The sequence below is a fragment of the Haloechinothrix salitolerans genome, from assembly GCF_042662605.1.
Classification (GTDB): Bacteria; Actinomycetota; Actinomycetes; order Mycobacteriales; family Pseudonocardiaceae; genus Haloechinothrix_A; species Haloechinothrix_A salitolerans.
Genome location: NZ_JBHSXX010000001.1, coordinates 6,062,733 through 6,079,107 on the forward strand (window position 1 = coordinate 6,062,733; position 16,375 = coordinate 6,079,107).

The window sequence follows — 16,375 nt, forward strand, 5'->3', positions numbered from 1 at the left end:
GGAACGTTACCTCAAGCGCGATAAGGCTGACGACTACGGCAAATAGGGTGCAAGTCCGCGAAGTTCGCGAAGCCATGTAAGGCACTCAGCGTAATCGAGGCTCGCGCGACCAGCCGATCGCGGCCACCCACACGGACGCCTAGTGATCCACATCACGTCATTCTCCGCGTAACCTGCCCCAGGACCGGAGTCGGTCGGTTGGTGCCGTCACCCCGACGTCGCAACGTCGCGACGGCGACTACGGGCCGAGAGGTCCGGACGGGATCACGGGCGAAGCAGCACAACAGGCGAGGGATCACGTCAGTGGCAGGACGACACAGCAAGGCGGCGGCAGACGCACGCGCACCCAAGCGCAAGGGGCTGTTCACATTCGCGGGCGCGTTCGTCGTGACCACGCTGGTGGCGGTGCTCGCGGTGCGCTGGATCACCCAGGCAGCGGAGTCCTGCGGGGAGGAGACCGCGTTCACCGTCGACGCCGACCCCAGCATCGCGCCCGCGCTGACCGAGTTCGCCGCGGAGGAGCTACCGAAACTGCAGGGACCCGCCCGTTGCGTCCGGCCGACGATCAGAGCGGTCGAATCGCACAAGGTCGCTGGCAAGGTACGTGACAAGGCGGAACGTCCCGACGTCTGGATTCCCGATTCGACACTGTGGCTGCGGCGTGCCAACGCCAAGACCGCCGCCGTGCCGAGCGATGGCACCTCCATCGCGAGTAGCCCGATCGTGCTCGCCTCGACCGAGAACGCGGCGAGCGAGGCAGGCTGGCCGGAACGCAACCCGACCTGGTCAGAATTGCTCAGTGGCACCGGCATCGCGGGGACGGCAGAGCCGTCGCAAGACACCACTGCCGTGCTCGCGCTCATGGGTATCGAGAAGCTCGCCTGGAACGAGACCGAGCGCACCAAGGCGATGCAGCTGCTGACGAAGAACACCTTCGCCGCGAAGGACGAACCGTACGACCACCTGCCGGACGGCGGCGCCGACCCGATCGTGGCGTCGTTCCCTTCGTCCGAGCAGGCGGTGTTCCATCACAACGAGAGCACTGAGGCCGGGTCAGGCACGACGGGCTCGGTCGTCGCCGCCTACCCCGAGGTGCCGACGGCATGGCTGGACTACCCGCTCGTCGTACTGGAAGGCACCGGCGCGAAGCAGCGCGAGGCCGCGCTCGCGTTTCAGCGAGCGCTGAACAAGAAGGCGGCACGCACGGTGCTGGCAGAGCACGGGTTCCGCGGCAGCGACCACAGGCTGACCGGACCGGGTGCCGCGGACAAGCGGATCAGCGCCGACGCGGGTTCACCGATGGACGCCCCCGGCGCCAAGGCAGCCACGAAGGTCCTGCAGAAGTGGGCGACGCTCTCGTCGGCGGCGCGGCTGCTCGTGGCGCTCGACGTCTCCGGCTCGATGGAGAAGATGGTGCCTGGCACGCCGCTGACACGGATGCAGGTGGCGGAGAACGTGTTGTCCGAAGCGATGCGGCTGCTGCGGCCGAACACCGAGCTGACGTTGTGGGAGTTCTCGACCGAGCGCGACGGCGAGCTGCCGTACCGCGAGGTGGCGCCGTGGAAACCGGCATCGCAGCACATCGCCGATGGCCTACCGGACAAGGTCGACGACCTCACGTCGGGACCGGAGGGCAACACCGGGCTTTACGACACCACGCTCGCCGCGGTGAAGGAGGCCCGGCGCGGCTGGGACCCGGCGATGCTGAACCTGGTGCTCGTCGTCACCGACGGCGCTAACTACTACGAGAACGGTCTCACCAGGGAGAAGCTGCTCGCAAAGCTGGGCAAGGTCGTCGACAGGAACAAGCCGACGCCGGTGATCTTCGTTGGGCTCGGTACCGAGATCGATGGCAGTGAGCTGCAGGACATCGCGGACGCCACCGGCGGACAGGTGCACGTCAGCGAGGACATCAAGCAGGCGCGGGAGCTGTTCTACACCGTGCTGAAGAACATGAGCGGGGGCTGACCGTGATCGTCATGACCGCCACCGACCGCATAGGCTTCGTGACGTGACTGCGGATCTTGCTGCGAAGGCCGCCGACGCGATCGCCGACCGCACCGGCTTCGAAGGCCACGACATCGCACTCGTGCTCGGCTCCGGATGGCGCGGCGCGGCGGACGTCATCGGCCAGCCCGACGCGGAAATCGACCTCGGCACGTTACCCGGCTTCGCGAAGCCAGCCGCTGAGGGGCACGGCGGCACGGCTCGTTCAGTGGCCGTTGGCGACAAGCGCGCCTTGATCCTGCTCGGTCGCAGCCACATTTACGAGGGGCTCGGCGTCGACGCCGTGGTGCACGGAGTGCGCACGGCGGCGGCGTCTGGCGCGAAGGCGGTCCTACTGACCAACGCCGCCGGCGGGCTGCGCGAGGGCTTGCAGGTGGGGCAGCCGGTCTTGATCAGCGACCACCTGAACCTGACGGCGCGCTCGCCCCTTGTCGGCGCGACGTTCGTGGACCTGACCGACCTGTACTCGCCCCGACTGCGCCAGATCGCGCGGGAGATCGACTCGTCGCTCGACGAGGGGGTCTACGCGGGACTGTACGGGCCGCACTTCGAGACGCCCGCCGAGATCAGGATGCTGCGCACGCTCGGCGCGGACCTTGTCGGCATGTCGACCGTGCTCGAAGCGATCCAGGCTCGCGCGCTCGGTGTCGAGGTGTTCGGGCTGTCGCTTGTCACCAACCTGGCGGCGGGGCTGTCCGGGCAGCCGCTCAACCACGAGGAGGTCCTCGAAGCCGGTCAGGCAGCGGCGACGCGCATGGGTGCGCTGCTGCGTGATGTGATGGCGCGGGCATGAGCAGTGCGGTGCCACCGGACGTGCGGGATGCCGCGCTGCGGTGGATCGCGGACGACGTCGACGAGTCGGATCGCGACGAACTCCAGGCGGTACTCGCCGCCGCGCTCGACGGCGACGCGCATGCGGCGAACGACCTGGTGGACCGGATGGCCGGTCAACCGCGGTTCGGCACAGCGGGGCTACGTGGGCCGGTGCGCGCTGGCCCGAACGGGATGAACCGCGCGGTCGTCGTGCGGACGACGTACGGGGTCGCGCGGTGGCTGCGGGATTCCGGCTGTGCCGGTGGGACCGTGGTGATCGGCCGCGACGCACGGCATGGCTCCGACGTCTTCGCGGTGGACGCCGCACGGGTGCTGGCGGCGGCAGGGTTCGACGTCAGAATGTTCACCGAGGCGCTGCCGACGCCCGTGTCGGCATTCGCGGTACGGGAGCTGGGCGCGGTCGCGGGTATCCAGCTCACGGCATCCCACAATCCCGCGCCGGACAACGGGTACAAGCTCTACGACGGCAGCGGCGCGCAGATCGTGCCGCCCGCCGACGCCGAGATCGAGGCAGCTATCGCCGATGCTCCCGCCGCGCTGGCCGTGCCCCGCGAGGACACCTGGCGGGAGCCGTCACCCGACGTGCTGCGGGCGTACCTGGACCGGATGGCGTCGTTGCCGCGCGGCACCGCGCGCGACCTGCGGATCGCGCTGACTCCGCTGTACGGGGTCGGCGGACAGGTCGCCGTGGACGCCCTGCATCGTGCGGGATTCACCGACGTCGTCGTGGTTGAGGGGCAGTTCGCGCCGGATCCGAACTTCGGTGGCATGGCGTTCCCGAACCCGGAGGAGCCGGGGGCGTGCGATCCGTTGCTCACACTGGCTGAGGACGCCGGCGCCGACCTCGCGATCGCGCTCGACCCTGACGCCGACCGGTGCGCCATCGGCATCCGCGACGGCGAGCGGTTCAGGATGCTGCGCGGTGATGAAACCGGTGCGCTGCTTGGCGAGTACGTCCTGGCGACGCTGGACCGCACGGCATGCCAGAACCCGTTGGTGGCGACGACGATCGTGTCGTCGTCCATACTGGCGTCGATCGCGGCGGCGCACGACGCGGATTGCGCGGTGACGCTGACGGGATTCAAGTGGCTCGCGCGTGCCGACGGTGGCGCCGGTGCGACTGGAGGCGCGCGTTCCGACGACGCCGCTCACGCGCGGCTGGTGTTCGCCTACGAGGAAGCGCTCGGGTTGTGCGTCGATCCTGAAGCTGTGCGCGACAAGGACGGTATCTCGGCCGCCGTGCTCGCCGCCGACCTGGCCGCAACGCGGCGAACGGCCGGATCGTCGCTCGCCGATGCGCTGTCCGAACTGGACCGTGCCCACGGCGTGCATCTGACCGACCAGGTATCGATCCGAGTGACCGACCTCGACGTTATCGACGCGATCATGGCGTGCCTGCGCGCCGACCCGCCAGCCGAGCTGGCCGGGATGCCGGTGACGACGGAGGATCTGCTACCGGACGCCGACGTCCTCCGCCTCGTCGGGGACGGCGTGCGGGTGGTGGTGCGGCCGTCCGGCACCGAACCGAAGCTGAAGACGTATCTCCAGGTGGTCCGCCCCGCGGACGCCGACGACGCGAACGACGTCCTCGACCGCCTGCGCGGCGACGTCAGGGAACTGCTCGCGAATGGGATGCCGTAGTCGGGTTCAAGCCATCGCGAGGCGTTCGGTCGGCTGGCCGGTGATCTCGGCGATAAGCTCGAAGTCCTTGTCGAAGTGCAGAACGGTGAGGCGCGCCAGCTCGGCGGTTGCGGCGATCAGCAGGTCCGGGATCGAAGGGCCTCTGTGGTGTCCTCGTTCGGCAAGCAAAGTGAGGACTTCGACGGCGCGGTCTTCGACGACCGGTGTCGCATACTCGACCGGTATCCGAGACAGCGGCGGATTACGCAGGCCGGAACGCAGGTCACCCGCCGACCGCGCCGAATAACCGACCTCAAGACGCGTCACGGTGGCAATGCGCACGAGTCCGCGTTCGATACGGTTCGCCCACACTTCCGCCTCGGGACTAGCGCCGATACGCGCCAGAGCGGACTTGTCGATCAGCCAGTTGGTCGTCACGTCTTACTCCCACGCACGCTCCATGAGGTCTGCGTCGGCAAGACCGCTGAACGCATCGGCGAACTGTCGCAGATCGTCTGTTGTCACCGGAGAAGCGGAGCGTTGCGCGACATGGCTCAACTCCCGGCGCACGTACTCGTTCCGCGACAGCCCGAGCCGCGCGGCATGCTCATCAATGGCAGCGAGCACGTCGTCAGGAACATCGCGAACCAAGAAATCCGACATAGCAACCACCTCGATATCAGATGATATCATCCGCGCGCCGACAGACCGGGCGTACCTGTCGCCGGAAGGCAACGACTTCTTGGGACGTCGTCAGTTCGCTGCCGACGTCCCACCGACGCGCCCGAGGAATTCCGCGATCCTGGCATTGAGCCTTTTTCAACCTGAGTGGACGGTGGTTGGCGGGTGGTTGGCTCGGGTGTGTCGGTGATCAACAAAGGGTGAAGCTCCTGGTAGGAGCGGTGTCGACCAAGATCACCTGCACCAGGACCAGGAGCTTCACTGTGCTGTCCTACCCGTCCGCGATCGATCTGTCCAGCTCGACACTTCGGTTCTTGGCGACTCGGCTGCGTCGGCATCGCGTCGTGATCGGATCGCGATGGCGCAAGCTGCCGCCCCAGCGGCAAGCGCTGCTGGTGCTGGCGCACCTGCGCAACGGTGACACCTACGCGAGTCTGGCCGCCGGATTCGGTGTCGGCGTGGCCACGGTGTATCGCTATGTCACCGAGGCGGTGGAGGTGCTCGCCGCGATCGGCCCAGAGTTGAGCGATGCCGTCCGCACAGCCAAGCGCAAGGCGTTCGTGATTCTCGATGGCACGCTGATCGCGATCGACCGGGTGCATCATCAGCGGCCGTACTATTCCGGCAAGCACAAGCGCCATGGCGTCAACGTGCAGTTGCTGGCCGACCCGGCCGGGCGTCTGATCTGGGCCTCACCCGCGCTGCCCGGCTCGACGCATGATCTGACCGCCGCCCGCCGTCACAGTCTCATCACCGCGTTGACCAGTGCGGCGATCGCGACCTTCGCCGACAAGGGATATCTCGGCGCCGGCGGAGCTGTGGGTACGCCGTACCGGGGTCGTGGCCTTGTCGGCTACCGCAGGAGGTTCAACCATCACCACGCCAGGATCCGTGGTGTCGGCGAACGCGCGGTCGCCACGCTCAAAGCCTGGCGCGTGCTGGCCAAGGTCCGCTGCAGCCCCCACCGCATCAGCCGCCTACTCGCCGCAATCCTCACCCTCCACCACACACCCACATGATCAAGATGAAAAAGGCTCATTGACGTCGTTGGGCTTTTCGAGGTGGAAGAAGTGCCCCGCGTTCGCGACGACGTCGACCTCGCTGCCGGCCGGCAGGTGGCGCTGAGCGTGTTCCGCGAAGCCGGGGCTCATGCAGCCGTCGTCCGCTCCGTGCAGGTAGAGCGTCGGCACTTGGGGTGGGCGCTGCCAGTCCCGGTGAGCGGCGTCGTAACGGCGCGACGTCCCGCGCGGCAGCAGCGTGTGCCGGTAGTAGGTCAGCGCCGCCGTGCGGTGCGCGCGATCCGGCAGCGCCTTGGCGAGCAGCGCGAGGTCGTCGGTGGCGTCGTAGCCGGGTGACCAGCGCCGCCACAGCAGCCGCACCAGCGGGTCGAAAACGCGTTCCGGCACGGCGGGTAGCTGGTTGAACAGTGTGTACCAGCTGCGCAGTACCTGCGAGCCCGAGATACGCCAGTTCGCGCGGGCGGTCTCGGAGATCGCGGTGATTGGCGGCACGGCCATGGCGACGTTCCTGCGGAACATGCGTGGTTCGTGGGCCGTCGCTCCGTAGCTGGTCAGCGCACCCCAGTCGTGGCCGACGAGCACCGCGCGATCGTCCACGCCGAGGGCGCGCCCCAGGTCGAGCGCGTCGGTAATGAGCGCGCCCACGCGGTAGTCGCCGTCCGGTGCCGGTCCGGTCGGTGCGTAACCTCGGGTGAACGGCGCGACGACCCGCCAGCCGCGTTCGGCGAGCACCGGGCCGAGGTGACGCCAGGTCCAGGCGGTGTCCGGGAAGCCGTGCAGGCACAGTGCCAGCGGACCGTCGTCCGGCCCCCACTCCAGTGCGGCGACGGTCAACGCGGGCAGGTCTACGGTGATCTCTCGCGGCTGCGGCATGCCTCACGGTATCGACGTCGCGATGCGGCGCCAACCGGTCACCCCAGGCGCTGCTTGTGGCTTGTCTGGCGGTATCAGGCACCCTGGTGACCATGCCGACGTTGTTGATCGTGCACCACACGCCGTCGCCGAACGGCGATGCGCGCGGGTTGGAACACGGGCCGACCTGCGACGACGGCCTACGTAGCGCGATCCGGCGCGGCTAACTCCCTCACGGTTACCGAACCGAAACATTCTCACGTTTCCCGACGTCGCTCGGCGTTGGGTCACCCACTGCGGTCACAATTCGTCACGCTCCGTATCGACATTGGTGACACTGTGTGATTAATTCGTTGTCGATCGGCAGGAACGACGAAAGGAACGATCATGGCAACCGCAACGGCGACCAAGAAGCTCACCGACCAGACCGACGAGGCCACCGAGGCGATCAAGCGGGCGTCCGGCAAGCAGTCCGCCTCCAAGTCACGCGCAGGCACGCGCCGGACCACCGGCGCGTCGAACGCCGCGACCGCCAAGAAGTCGGCCGCAAGGAAGACTCAGGCCCACGCGAAGCGGGACACGAAGGACCAGGCCAAGGCGCAGCCCGAGGCGCAGGCGCAGGCCGAGGGGCAGACCGTCGAGTCGGCGTCCACGCCGCGCTACGCGCCGGAGGACGTGACCCAGCGGCTCGGCGCGGCGATCGCCGCATTGCGCGGCGAGGGCTGGAGTCGTCCCAACCTCGCCGAGGTGTTCCAGATGACGCAGTCCGCGTTGTGGCGCGTCGAGAACGGCCGCACGCGCACCGACGAGGTCGACGTCGTGCAGACCGGCCTGGACAAGATCGAGAAGGGAGAGGTGACCAAGCCCGAGCGTAAGACAGGCGGTCGTCCGGCTGGGCCGTCGAACGCCGATCTTTTGGCCAAGATCACTGAGCTGGAAAGCAAGGTCGACGCCCTCACCGAGCTGGTGAAGGCGCTCAACAAGTAAACCCGTAGGCGGCCCCCGGTGGTGCTGGCACACCGATCCGGGGGCCTTGATCCACTGAATGGGAGTGGACCCATGCATGAATCTACCGAAGCTCATTCATTCTGCCGCGACGCCATCGAACGGGCCGAAGCGCGAGAACGCGAGCTGTACACCCGCCTCATCAAGCTCGCCGAGCACGTCGGCTGCCTCGCGCAGTTCGTGTCAGAGGGACGCGCCATCGGCGGCGACGAACTCGATGACCTCGTACACAACATGAGTTCGATCGTGCGGGGTGATTCGCGATGACCTCAGCCGTGACCGGCCGCACCGTCTACGGAGTCCGCGACATCGACGGACAGCGCGTCGAGGTCGCCGGAACGCACACGCCGGATGACCCATGTACGCCCGGAATCGTCGTCCTGGGCGACGCGAACACCACCCACACGTTCACCGTCGCGCAGGCACAATCGCTAGCCGTGCGCTTGCTGGTCGCGATCCGCGACGCGCTCGGGGAGGTGCCCGAGTGACCCGCGACGCGCGACGGCTGGTCGTCTTCTCGATGATCGTCGCCGCACTGACCCTGCTGAACGCGATCGCTGTCAGTTTGCGCTGGTACTGCTAGTCAAGACAGTCTCTCGCCTCTTGAACACCAGCGGCGGCGGGTGAAATCTGAGCGTCCGTCTTGTCAGCGTCGGGATACACGGTGAAAGCCTGGGCGATGTTGTCTACTGCCATGATGATCCCGCCGCCGCGTTCAAGTGAGTTCGAGGCCCACACCCCGATCTCGCCGTCGACACCGGGTGCCTTCATTTCCCCGGCGATAAGAAAGACCTTCTCGTGGTTGGGTGAACGAACGGCAGCACCTTTCGTGATCTTGAGATCCCCGGAAACGTCATCTTCAACTCCCCCGGCTATCCACTTGAGCATTGCCGAAGAGACCTCCATGCAGTCCTGCGATCTTTCCTCATTCTTCTGTTGTTCCTGCGCCGGGGATGCTTCTGTCGCATCTTCAGTCGGATCGGAAACGTTCGTACACGAAGCGACGGCGCCAGCGACCGCTACACCTACGACGATGCTGCTAAGCCTCATACGCACCAAACCACAGCCTTAACTTACGAAGGTTGTCCGTTACGCGGCGTATGCTATCTGCCAGCCTGAAACGGCGACTTCAAGAGGTGACTCAGTGATCCAACTCGGCGAGCTGCCGGTGCTGTTCGGCCCATTCGGACGCCGCCCACTCCGGCGGCATGGCCTCCAGCGACTCGGCGGCGGCGCGACGTGCGGCCGTAACGTCGCCCAGCGCGGCCAGTACGAACCCCTTGTGACCCAGCAGGACGGCCGGTGTGTACCAGTACGACGACGCGGGCAGCTCGTCAACGTCGATGCGATCCAGGCTGGCCTCGGCCTCGTTGAGCGCGTCCAAGGCGGCGGTGCGGTCGCCGTCGTGGGCCAGCACCTCCGCGCGCTGAAAGATCATGTAGGCGCGTAGACCGGGATCGACGCGCGTGTCACGTGCGGCGGCGCGGTTCAGCGCCTCGGCCTGCCGGAGCTGGCCGGTCAAAATGTGTCGGTACGCCTGGAAGCTCAGCGCCGTCGCGAGCCGTTGTGGGTCGTCGGCTTCGAGGGCCAGCGTCGCCGCCCGGTCCAGGTGGTGGCGCGCGTCGTCCCACCGTTGCGTCGGGATCGCCAACCAGCCTTCGTACTGCTCCAGCTCGGACAGCAGGCCGACCGCCTGCGGGCGAACGTCGCCGCGGGCGTTGTCGGCCAGTCGCGACGCCAACGCGGTGTGCTGGTGAACCGAGGGAAGGACGTCGGCGGCGCTGGTCGCGTCCTCCAGCTTGCGCAACCCGGCCAGCACCTCCGCTACTGCGTCCAGCGCGCCCGCGTCCGTGTGGCAACCGTCCAGCGCGGCGACGACACGCTCGGCGTCCTCGCCGGTCGCAACGGGAGGACTCAGAAGCGCGTCGAACCGCTGGCGCGTTTCGTCGTCGGCCAACCTCAGCGCGGCGTCAAGTAGCTGTTGGCTCAGCGGGCGCGGCGTGATGCATTCGCGCTCGGCCTCCCATCGGCAGACGATGCGGGCGCTGACGTCAAGGTGCGCGGCGAACTCCCGCACGCTCATACGCAGCGCGGCACGCAGCGCCGCAGCCTCACGTCCCGTCCAGTCGGTGATCATTACCACTCAGACGATGGTACAAGGAAGATTCAACTGAATCAGAGGTAAGGAATCGCGGCGGTCGTACGCCTAACGGAAGTCTGGATGCACCAACGTCGTCGTCCAGACTCTGGGCAGGATGTCGAGCTTCAGGTACGACTCGTCAGCGGCAAAGTTGACCTTCTTAGCTTCCGACTGATCCAAGATCGACTTGTAGACAACGCCGTCCTTCTCGTTGCCGTACTTATCCACAAGCGGGAAGTAGGCGGCGACCGAGGCGGAGCGGACGTCGTACTTGCTGGTGTAGAGCGCGATGTAGATCTCGGATGTGGTCTTCTCGATGCCACTCTTAGTGAGGTTATTCGTCAGGTTCTCGCTCGCGTTGAACTCGGTAAACACTCCCCACCCGCCGTTGGCCTGCTTGACGACATCAACCTCACGGATGGTGGTCTGACCACGGTTGTTTTCTTCGTCGACCGATTCCGACACGAGGCGCGTGATCTGCTCCTTTGTGGATAACTTCTTGGCCGGAGTCGAGGGCGTAGTTGTGGTGGTGTTCTGGTCGTCGCCATCGCTGGCGACGGGCGCGGTTTCCTCGTCACCGCCTCCGAATATCACAGCGAAAAGTCCGATAACCCCCGCAACCGCCCATACCCAGGTAGGAATCTTGCGCTTCTTCAACGACGATGACGAATCTTGTTCGTGCTGGGCTTGAGAATCCGTCGGGGATTCGGGGGGTTGCTCTGTCACGCTGGGTACCTCTTCGGGGTGATTATCCAGTTTGCGCCACCCTACAGTCGGGCATCTCGTATGTGAACGTGTTAGCGGGATCAAGCGAGGACGGGGCCGCATACCGAGAAGTGGAGGACGACCCCGTCCTCATAGGCCAAGTTGGGCCGCGACCTGAGTTTGAGACTAGACGGCGCCACCTCGGCCGGAGCGTGCACCGAAAGGGTGAGTGCGAACGCCCCTCCTCCCAACTGCTGTGGGAAGCTCCTGGGTCATCAGTCGCCGACGTCCTCCTTGGGCGGTAGCAGACCACCCCAGCGCAGCGCGCCCTCGATCGTCTCGGCCTCGTCGGTGGGCATCACCTTCATGAGGCTTCCGAGCGTCCGGTCCAGGCGGTGCGGCTGGCACCAGCGTTGCGTCACCTCGTGAACGTGCCGCAGCGCGATGAGCTGGCGCTGGGTGATGTCCATGATCGTGCGGCTGTTCTCACGAACGGCACCGGCCGCGCGTAGGTCCGCGATCGCGGCGTCGTAGTGGAACTGCATCGCGACCCGCCTCTCGGCGGCCGTGGGGTCGTACGTCGCCATCACGTCGTTCAGGTCGTCCGCGTCGCGGCAGGCAACGAGGCGCTGCACCACCTCGGTACGCACGTCGGTCGCGTCGTCGCTCATCGCTGCCTCCGTTCCTGGACGAGCCGACGCCATTGGTGGGCGTCGTAGTGCTCCGCCACGCAGCGGTCGCACGCGCAGCGGTTCCCGTGCTGGCCACGGATGCTGAAAGCCTGCGTCGTGGCCGATCGCGTCGCGGCCGTCGAACGACGTCGGGTCGGCGTCGTCGCGTGCGTCGTTGTGCTTTGAGCCCGTCGTTGGGCCTTCATCGCGGACACCAGCGCGTGTCGCTGGCGCTCGATCTTCCGACGCGCCTCGACCCGTGCGGCGAACGCGGCGACGCGCTCACGCCAGGCGTTGACGCACTTGCGGCACGGTTCGCCGAGCAGCAGGGCGGTTGCCTTCGAGTAGCGCGGCCGTTCACGGCCGTACGCCTTGGCGCTGGCCTGTGCGACGCACCACCGACAGCCGGTGACGTTCTTCGCGGCGGCGGTGATCACGTCCTCCCCGAACCGTCCCCACGAGCAGGCGTGGAACCTGCGCGCGAAGTCGACGCGAGCGGCCACGGTCGTTCCCGGATGGTTCCACCCGTCGCCGATGCTGTCCGGCCGGAGCGAAGCGAGCAGGCCCCGCGCAAGTTCGACGTCGGTCTTAGGCCGCATCGGGCATCAGCTCCTTCAGGTGATGAGCGGCGGAGGTGAACACGGATGCCTCGTGATCCAGGTGCCGGAGGATGAACTCCAGCCGCGCGCGGTCGCGGGCGCTCAGGTGAAGATCGGCGGCGAGGTCCACGGGCAGCAGCGCCACGCGCGACGTGTCGCAGCCGCAGCAACCGAGAACGCAGTTCCCGCGCCACGTCAGCGCGACGTCGCCGCAGCGCGAACAGACGCGCTCGACCCAACCCGGCGCGTGGTCCGGCGGCTGCTCCGGCGGTAGGTGAATGTAGCGGTCACTCACGGCTGACCTCCCGTCTGCTGCGCAATGAGCGCGCGGAACGTCTTCAGTAGGTCGCGCTCGCGCTGGACCCCGGCGGCGAGAATGAGCGTCGCGACGTGACCGCGTGTGAGGTGCAGTTCCCCGGCGATCTCGTCAAGCCTGGCGGCCAGCTCGGGCGTCACGCGGGTCTGAACCGGCACGGTGTCGCTTCCGTTCTTCGCCATTCGCACATCTCCGCAGGTGTTGTCGTTGTATACGACAACGCTACGCCGAGACTCTGTCCACTGTGGACGGGTGAAGAGACCTACCCCAACTGGCGCATCTCCGAGCGGTGCCTCGTGTCATCTGATCCATAGCCGCAGGTCAGCCGCACGCTCGACCTTGAAACACGAAGGCGCAATAGGCCAACGCAGCCGGTGATTTGTCCCATTTGCGTGGTTCACGTCGTCGTCCCGCATAGGCGATCCGGCACTTTGGCACCGGCGCGGCCACACGGACCGCGCAACAAAGTACTCAAGTGAGTGCAGTTGAGCCTACGGGCTTCTCTTGCGCTCCGGTCACGCAAGGAGAATTCCTTATGTCCGATATGGACAACGCCCCCGTTCCGCCCAACGGCCTGGTCACCGCGCCGCGTTCCATCGACATGTCGCACCTTTCCCATCGGTGGAGTAGTAACCACGAACACGTCCAGGTGCTGGTCATCGACGACGCGGGAACGTGGATCAACAGCATTCCTCTTCGTCGTCTGCCCAGTGATCACCGCGACGACTTCAACGAGTACCTGAAGGAAAAGATCCAGAAGGCCGTCAGCAAGTACTTCGACAAGTGGATGGAATCCTGATGGCCGGGGCAAGTGAGGTCATCGTCAGTCCCCACGAGCACCGGCATCTCACTCGAAACGGGAAGAAGATGTGGGAGATCCGGTACGAGTTCGATCTCGAACTCGACGTGAACTGGATGGGCGAGCTGGCCTGGGGCTACGGGCACACATTCGATTACGTGTACGAAGTCGTGCAGGGCCTGCGAAAGCTGGAGGACCAGCTCGGCGACTCCGAAGGAATCGTTGGTCTCACGGGCGTTCACGTGGAGCACAACCGGGATCGTCCGGACGGGCCCCGGGTAATCCTCACCGTGTATGCCCTTATCGATGACATGGAGTGGACACCTCACGACCTGATCGGTCAGATCCGCGAGGTCCTGCTCAGCCAGAAGCGGAGCGTCACTTCGCTGTTCGAGCGTTCGCTGTAAAGCGGGAATGCGCCGGGCCGTTCATTCACCGTGGACGGCCCGGCGCTCACCTCATCACCGCATCATTCCGAACCGGATCGGCAATTATTATCGACCGCAATATCGTCCACATCGGACATAGGAGATATTCGTGAGTGCGAACAACGTTCCCGGTCGACGCCGAAGCGGCACGATCGGAATGGCGAATAAGTACCCCGAGGAAAACAAGCGCGACCGTGCGCGGCGTGAGGCGGAAAAGATGATCCGCACGGGAAACGCGATTCTGGCCGCACTCGAAGAAATCGAGGCGGAGTACGCGCGCGAGGAGGCCGGACGGTGAGCAGGTCGCAGACAAGCACGCGGACGTCGCCGATTCCGGCCCCTGAGATCAGCGCAGAGCTTGCGGCGTACCTCGCGCGTGTCGTCGCGCAGGTTCGCGAGCGGGCGAGGCCCGAAGAAGTCGAGAAGTGATCAAACCCCGGCGGAAGGGCACGCCGGGGCTGATCACAGTTATGCCGGAGAAACCTAGACGATAGTGGAGGTTTCATTGACATCGTACAACGTAGACCCACGACGGCCGTGGGCCGAGTGGTACGTCGCGCTCGGTTGGAAGGTCTTCAAGCTGGCGCGCGACGACCCAGGTGGCAAAAAGCCACACAAGAACTGCGACCGCTGCGCGCCAGGGTCGTCGAGCTACGAGCCGCACGACGCCGAAACGTGCCGGTGCCTGCTGTGCCACGGGTTCTACGCCGCGACCGACGACGTGGGGCGCGTGGACCTAATGCTTCAGGTACCGCCGACGACCGGGCTGTCGGTGCGCACGGGACGGGCATCCGGCGTGGTCGTCCTGGACGTCGAGCACGAGGGCCTGGACCTGCTCGACCAGTGGGAGCAGCTCAACGGCTGGTCGCTGCCACGGACCCTTACGGCGCGGTCGGTTTCGGGCGGACTGCACCTGTGGTTCAGGTACCCGGCCAACGCGGCGGTGTCGTCCGGCGAGCTGGAGCCCGGACTGATCGACGTCGCGTCGGACGGCCACTACGTCGGCGTGCCCAGCGGCGACGGTCGGCGCAAGTGGCTCGACACCTCCGTAGCGGTGGCGACCATGCCGGACGGGTTGATACGCCTGCTGACCGGCCCGAGGCGCGCTCGCGTGCGCTCGGGGACGGGAACGGCCGGTAGCGCGGCGGGCGGCGGTGGTCCGCTGCCTCCGACCGACGACTTCGAGGCGCACGGGCTGGGCTGGTTCACGGGATCGCGAAACAAGGACGCCTACCGACTGGCGTTCCGGCTGTGGTCGGAAGATCGCGTTGAGTCCGAGGTCAAGACGATCTTGCGTCGGTGCTGGAATGCGACATCCCAGCAGCCGCATCCCTTTACGTGGTCCGAGGCATGGCGAACCGCGCAAAGCGCTCAAGGGCGCCAGCGGGATGCGCGCAACGAAGAGCTGGCTTCGGCCCGAGCGTTCCTGGCGAGGTGGCGCGGATGAGCGAAGAACGACCGGTGTGGATCCTCACCCCCGAGGAAATGTACGACACGGCGATGATCGTCCACGTGTCACCTGCGGTGACGGATAAGAAAGCTCTCGACGTTGAGGACGACTCCTTCGAAGATGAGGAAGTCGAGCGACTTACCGCACGGAGGTTGCGCGATCTGATCGCGCGTGATCGAGCGCAGGAACTGTATCGAGCCAATAGACGCGGCCGGGTCACCATCCCGACGTTGACCAGCCTCAAGGAGATCCTCGAAGAACCCGACGAGGAACAGCGCTACCGCATACAAGGGTGGTGGCCGATCAAGAGTCGCGTAATGCTGTCCGCCGCACAGAAGACCGGTAAGACGACGCTGACCGGCAACCTCACTCGGTCGCTCGCGGATGGCGTTCCGTTCTTGGGGTACTTCGAGGTTGAACCACTAACCGGCAACGTCGCGGTGATCGACAACGAGATGTCGCCGACCATGCTGCGTCGGTGGTATCGGGACATCGGCATCGAAACACCGACCGCGTGATGCTGTGGAACCTACGCGGCTACGGCCGCGCCTTCGACCTGCTCGATGACGCCGTCCGCGCGGAACTGGCCGAACGGCTTGGCGAGGCAGAGACGTCCGTCTTGATCTTGGACTGCCTCAATCCGGCGCTGGTGGCGCTCGGCCTGAGCGAGTCCAGCAACGACGACACCGGGAAGTTCCTCGCCGCGTTCGACGAGCTTCTCGTGGAGGCCGGAATCGACGACGCCTTGATCGTGCATCACATGGGCCACTCAGCCGAGCGTGCCCGCGGCGCATCTAAGTTGCAGGGTTGGCCGGAGGTGAACTGGAAGTACGTCCGCGAGCGCGCCGACGATGAGTCGGAGGTCGAGTCCGGCGCGCGCTTCCTGTCCGCATACGGCCGGGACGTGGACGCCGGTGAGTCCGCCCTGGCGTACGACGCGGCGACGCGGCGGCTCACCTTCTTGGGAGGCACGCGACGCCAGTACGGGATCGAGCAGCACGTTGAGACGGTAGCGGACGTCGTACGGAAGTCCACCGAGTCCGAAGGCGCCTACACGATCAACATGACCACGCTTAAGGATCGGCTCGGGCAACAGATCGGCGTCAGCCGCAACGAGACGCTGGTAAGCATCGTCAATGCGGCCGTCGAACGAGACTTGGTCCACAGCCGGAAGGTCGGTACGTCGAAGCGTTTCGGTGTAGGGCCCGAGCCGACCGGAGAGGATGGCGGCGATGCGGCGTAGGGGACT

At 66.3% G+C, this 16,375-nt stretch carries 24 protein-coding genes; 14 read left to right on the plus strand and 10 right to left on the minus strand.

What is annotated here, in order from left to right:
- Window positions 1-303 precede the first annotated feature (303 nt).
- The 3 genes from ACFQGD_RS28930 to ACFQGD_RS28940 are packed head-to-tail and all read left to right on the plus strand — an operon-like array spanning window position 304 to window position 4,482.
- Window positions 304-1,968 (plus strand): substrate-binding and VWA domain-containing protein, encoded by a 1,665-nt coding sequence (locus ACFQGD_RS28930; RefSeq protein WP_345406142.1) that lies wholly within the window; start codon window positions 304-306, stop codon window positions 1,966-1,968.
- Between the two features lie 43 nt (window positions 1,969-2,011).
- Window positions 2,012-2,800: a purine-nucleoside phosphorylase gene (locus tag ACFQGD_RS28935; RefSeq protein ID WP_345406139.1), complete on the plus strand. Its 789-nt coding sequence runs from the start codon at window positions 2,012-2,014 to the stop codon at window positions 2,798-2,800.
- On the plus strand, window positions 2,797-4,482 hold the full coding sequence (locus tag ACFQGD_RS28940) for a phospho-sugar mutase (protein ID WP_345406136.1): 1,686 nt from the start codon (window positions 2,797-2,799) through the stop codon (window positions 4,480-4,482). The genes ACFQGD_RS28935 and ACFQGD_RS28940 overlap by 4 nt, the downstream gene beginning before the upstream one ends.
- A 6-nt stretch (window positions 4,483-4,488) precedes the next feature.
- Here the strand turns inward: ACFQGD_RS28940 and ACFQGD_RS28945 are convergent, their stop codons facing one another.
- Window positions 4,489-4,899 carry a PIN domain nuclease gene (locus tag ACFQGD_RS28945; RefSeq protein ID WP_345406133.1) on the minus strand — a complete coding sequence of 137 codons (411 nt, stop codon included), beginning with the start codon at window positions 4,897-4,899 and terminating at the stop codon, window positions 4,489-4,491.
- Window positions 4,900-4,902: 3 nt separating this feature from the next.
- Window positions 4,903-5,124: a type II toxin-antitoxin system VapB family antitoxin gene (gene vapB / locus ACFQGD_RS28950; protein WP_345406130.1), complete on the minus strand. Its 222-nt coding sequence runs from the start codon at window positions 5,122-5,124 to the stop codon at window positions 4,903-4,905.
- 281 nt (window positions 5,125-5,405) lie between these two features.
- On the opposite strand from vapB, the gene ACFQGD_RS28955 reads away from it, so the two are divergent.
- On the plus strand, window positions 5,406-6,161 hold the full coding sequence (locus ACFQGD_RS28955; RefSeq protein WP_345398857.1) for a transposase family protein: 756 nt from the start codon (window positions 5,406-5,408) through the stop codon (window positions 6,159-6,161).
- Here ACFQGD_RS28955 and ACFQGD_RS28960 read toward each other — a convergent pair whose 3' ends face one another.
- Entirely contained in the window at window positions 6,162-7,034 is an 873-nt protein-coding gene (locus ACFQGD_RS28960) for an alpha/beta fold hydrolase (protein WP_345400176.1), read from the minus strand.
- 366 nt (window positions 7,035-7,400) lie between these two features.
- On the opposite strand from ACFQGD_RS28960, the gene ACFQGD_RS28965 reads away from it, so the two are divergent.
- From ACFQGD_RS28965 to ACFQGD_RS28975, 3 genes are all read left to right on the plus strand, one after another.
- The gene (locus ACFQGD_RS28965; protein ID WP_345400173.1) at window positions 7,401-8,000 is read left to right on the plus strand and encodes a helix-turn-helix domain-containing protein; all 600 of its coding nucleotides are present in this window, start codon (window positions 7,401-7,403) and stop codon (window positions 7,998-8,000) included.
- Window positions 8,001-8,072: 72 nt separating this feature from the next.
- On the plus strand, window positions 8,073-8,285 hold the full coding sequence (locus tag ACFQGD_RS28970; RefSeq protein WP_345400170.1) for a hypothetical protein: 213 nt from the start codon (window positions 8,073-8,075) through the stop codon (window positions 8,283-8,285).
- Window positions 8,282-8,506, plus strand: coding sequence for a hypothetical protein (locus ACFQGD_RS28975; RefSeq protein ID WP_345400167.1), 225 nt, complete (start codon window positions 8,282-8,284; stop codon window positions 8,504-8,506). The genes ACFQGD_RS28970 and ACFQGD_RS28975 overlap by 4 nt, the downstream gene beginning before the upstream one ends.
- A 91-nt stretch (window positions 8,507-8,597) precedes the next feature.
- On the opposite strand, the gene ACFQGD_RS28980 is transcribed toward ACFQGD_RS28975, so the two are convergent.
- The 7 genes from ACFQGD_RS28980 to ACFQGD_RS29010 form a co-directional block, all read right to left on the minus strand.
- Entirely contained in the window at window positions 8,598-9,068 is a 471-nt protein-coding gene (locus tag ACFQGD_RS28980) for a hypothetical protein (RefSeq protein WP_345400164.1), read from the minus strand.
- Window positions 9,069-9,159: 91 nt separating this feature from the next.
- Entirely contained in the window at window positions 9,160-10,155 is a 996-nt protein-coding gene (locus tag ACFQGD_RS28985) for an XRE family transcriptional regulator (RefSeq protein ID WP_345400185.1), read from the minus strand.
- Between the two features lie 69 nt (window positions 10,156-10,224).
- Window positions 10,225-10,884: a hypothetical protein gene (locus tag ACFQGD_RS28990; RefSeq protein ID WP_345400161.1), complete on the minus strand. Its 660-nt coding sequence runs from the start codon at window positions 10,882-10,884 to the stop codon at window positions 10,225-10,227.
- 254 nt (window positions 10,885-11,138) lie between these two features.
- On the minus strand, window positions 11,139-11,534 hold the full coding sequence (locus ACFQGD_RS28995; protein ID WP_345400158.1) for a hypothetical protein: 396 nt from the start codon (window positions 11,532-11,534) through the stop codon (window positions 11,139-11,141).
- Complete coding sequence (locus ACFQGD_RS29000; protein WP_345400155.1) at window positions 11,531-12,133, minus strand: hypothetical protein; 603 nt, start codon at window positions 12,131-12,133, stop codon at window positions 11,531-11,533. Before ACFQGD_RS29000 ends, ACFQGD_RS28995 begins: the two co-directional genes overlap by 4 nt.
- Window positions 12,123-12,428, minus strand: a complete 306-nt coding sequence (locus tag ACFQGD_RS29005) for a hypothetical protein (RefSeq protein ID WP_345400152.1) — start codon at window positions 12,426-12,428, stop codon at window positions 12,123-12,125. Before ACFQGD_RS29005 ends, ACFQGD_RS29000 begins: the two co-directional genes overlap by 11 nt.
- On the minus strand, window positions 12,425-12,631 hold the full coding sequence (locus ACFQGD_RS29010; RefSeq protein ID WP_345400149.1) for a hypothetical protein: 207 nt from the start codon (window positions 12,629-12,631) through the stop codon (window positions 12,425-12,427). The genes ACFQGD_RS29005 and ACFQGD_RS29010 overlap by 4 nt, the downstream gene beginning before the upstream one ends.
- Window positions 12,632-12,984: 353 nt before the next feature.
- On the opposite strand from ACFQGD_RS29010, the gene ACFQGD_RS29015 reads away from it, so the two are divergent.
- The 7 genes from ACFQGD_RS29015 to ACFQGD_RS29045 all read left to right on the plus strand — a co-directional run bounded on the left by ACFQGD_RS29015 (window position 12,985) and on the right by ACFQGD_RS29045 (window position 16,369).
- Window positions 12,985-13,248, plus strand: a complete 264-nt coding sequence (locus ACFQGD_RS29015; RefSeq protein ID WP_345400146.1) for a hypothetical protein — start codon at window positions 12,985-12,987, stop codon at window positions 13,246-13,248.
- Window positions 13,248-13,655 carry a hypothetical protein gene (locus ACFQGD_RS29020; RefSeq protein ID WP_345400143.1) on the plus strand — a complete coding sequence of 136 codons (408 nt, stop codon included), beginning with the start codon at window positions 13,248-13,250 and terminating at the stop codon, window positions 13,653-13,655. Before ACFQGD_RS29015 ends, ACFQGD_RS29020 begins: the two co-directional genes overlap by 1 nt.
- 130 nt (window positions 13,656-13,785) lie before the next feature.
- Window positions 13,786-13,974 (plus strand): hypothetical protein, encoded by a 189-nt coding sequence (locus tag ACFQGD_RS29025; RefSeq protein ID WP_345400140.1) that lies wholly within the window; start codon window positions 13,786-13,788, stop codon window positions 13,972-13,974.
- Complete coding sequence (locus tag ACFQGD_RS29030) at window positions 13,971-14,105, plus strand: hypothetical protein (protein WP_345400137.1); 135 nt, start codon at window positions 13,971-13,973, stop codon at window positions 14,103-14,105. Before ACFQGD_RS29025 ends, ACFQGD_RS29030 begins: the two co-directional genes overlap by 4 nt.
- 76 nt (window positions 14,106-14,181) lie before the next feature.
- Window positions 14,182-15,123 carry a bifunctional DNA primase/polymerase gene (locus tag ACFQGD_RS29035; protein ID WP_345400134.1) on the plus strand — a complete coding sequence of 314 codons (942 nt, stop codon included), beginning with the start codon at window positions 14,182-14,184 and terminating at the stop codon, window positions 15,121-15,123.
- Window positions 15,120-15,644 (plus strand): AAA family ATPase, encoded by a 525-nt coding sequence (locus ACFQGD_RS29040; RefSeq protein WP_390221121.1) that lies wholly within the window; start codon window positions 15,120-15,122, stop codon window positions 15,642-15,644. The genes ACFQGD_RS29035 and ACFQGD_RS29040 overlap by 4 nt, the downstream gene beginning before the upstream one ends.
- Window positions 15,641-16,369 carry an AAA family ATPase gene (locus ACFQGD_RS29045; RefSeq protein ID WP_390221122.1) on the plus strand — a complete coding sequence of 243 codons (729 nt, stop codon included), beginning with the start codon at window positions 15,641-15,643 and terminating at the stop codon, window positions 16,367-16,369. The genes ACFQGD_RS29040 and ACFQGD_RS29045 overlap by 4 nt, the downstream gene beginning before the upstream one ends.
- The last annotated feature ends 6 nt before the right edge of the window (window positions 16,370-16,375 follow it).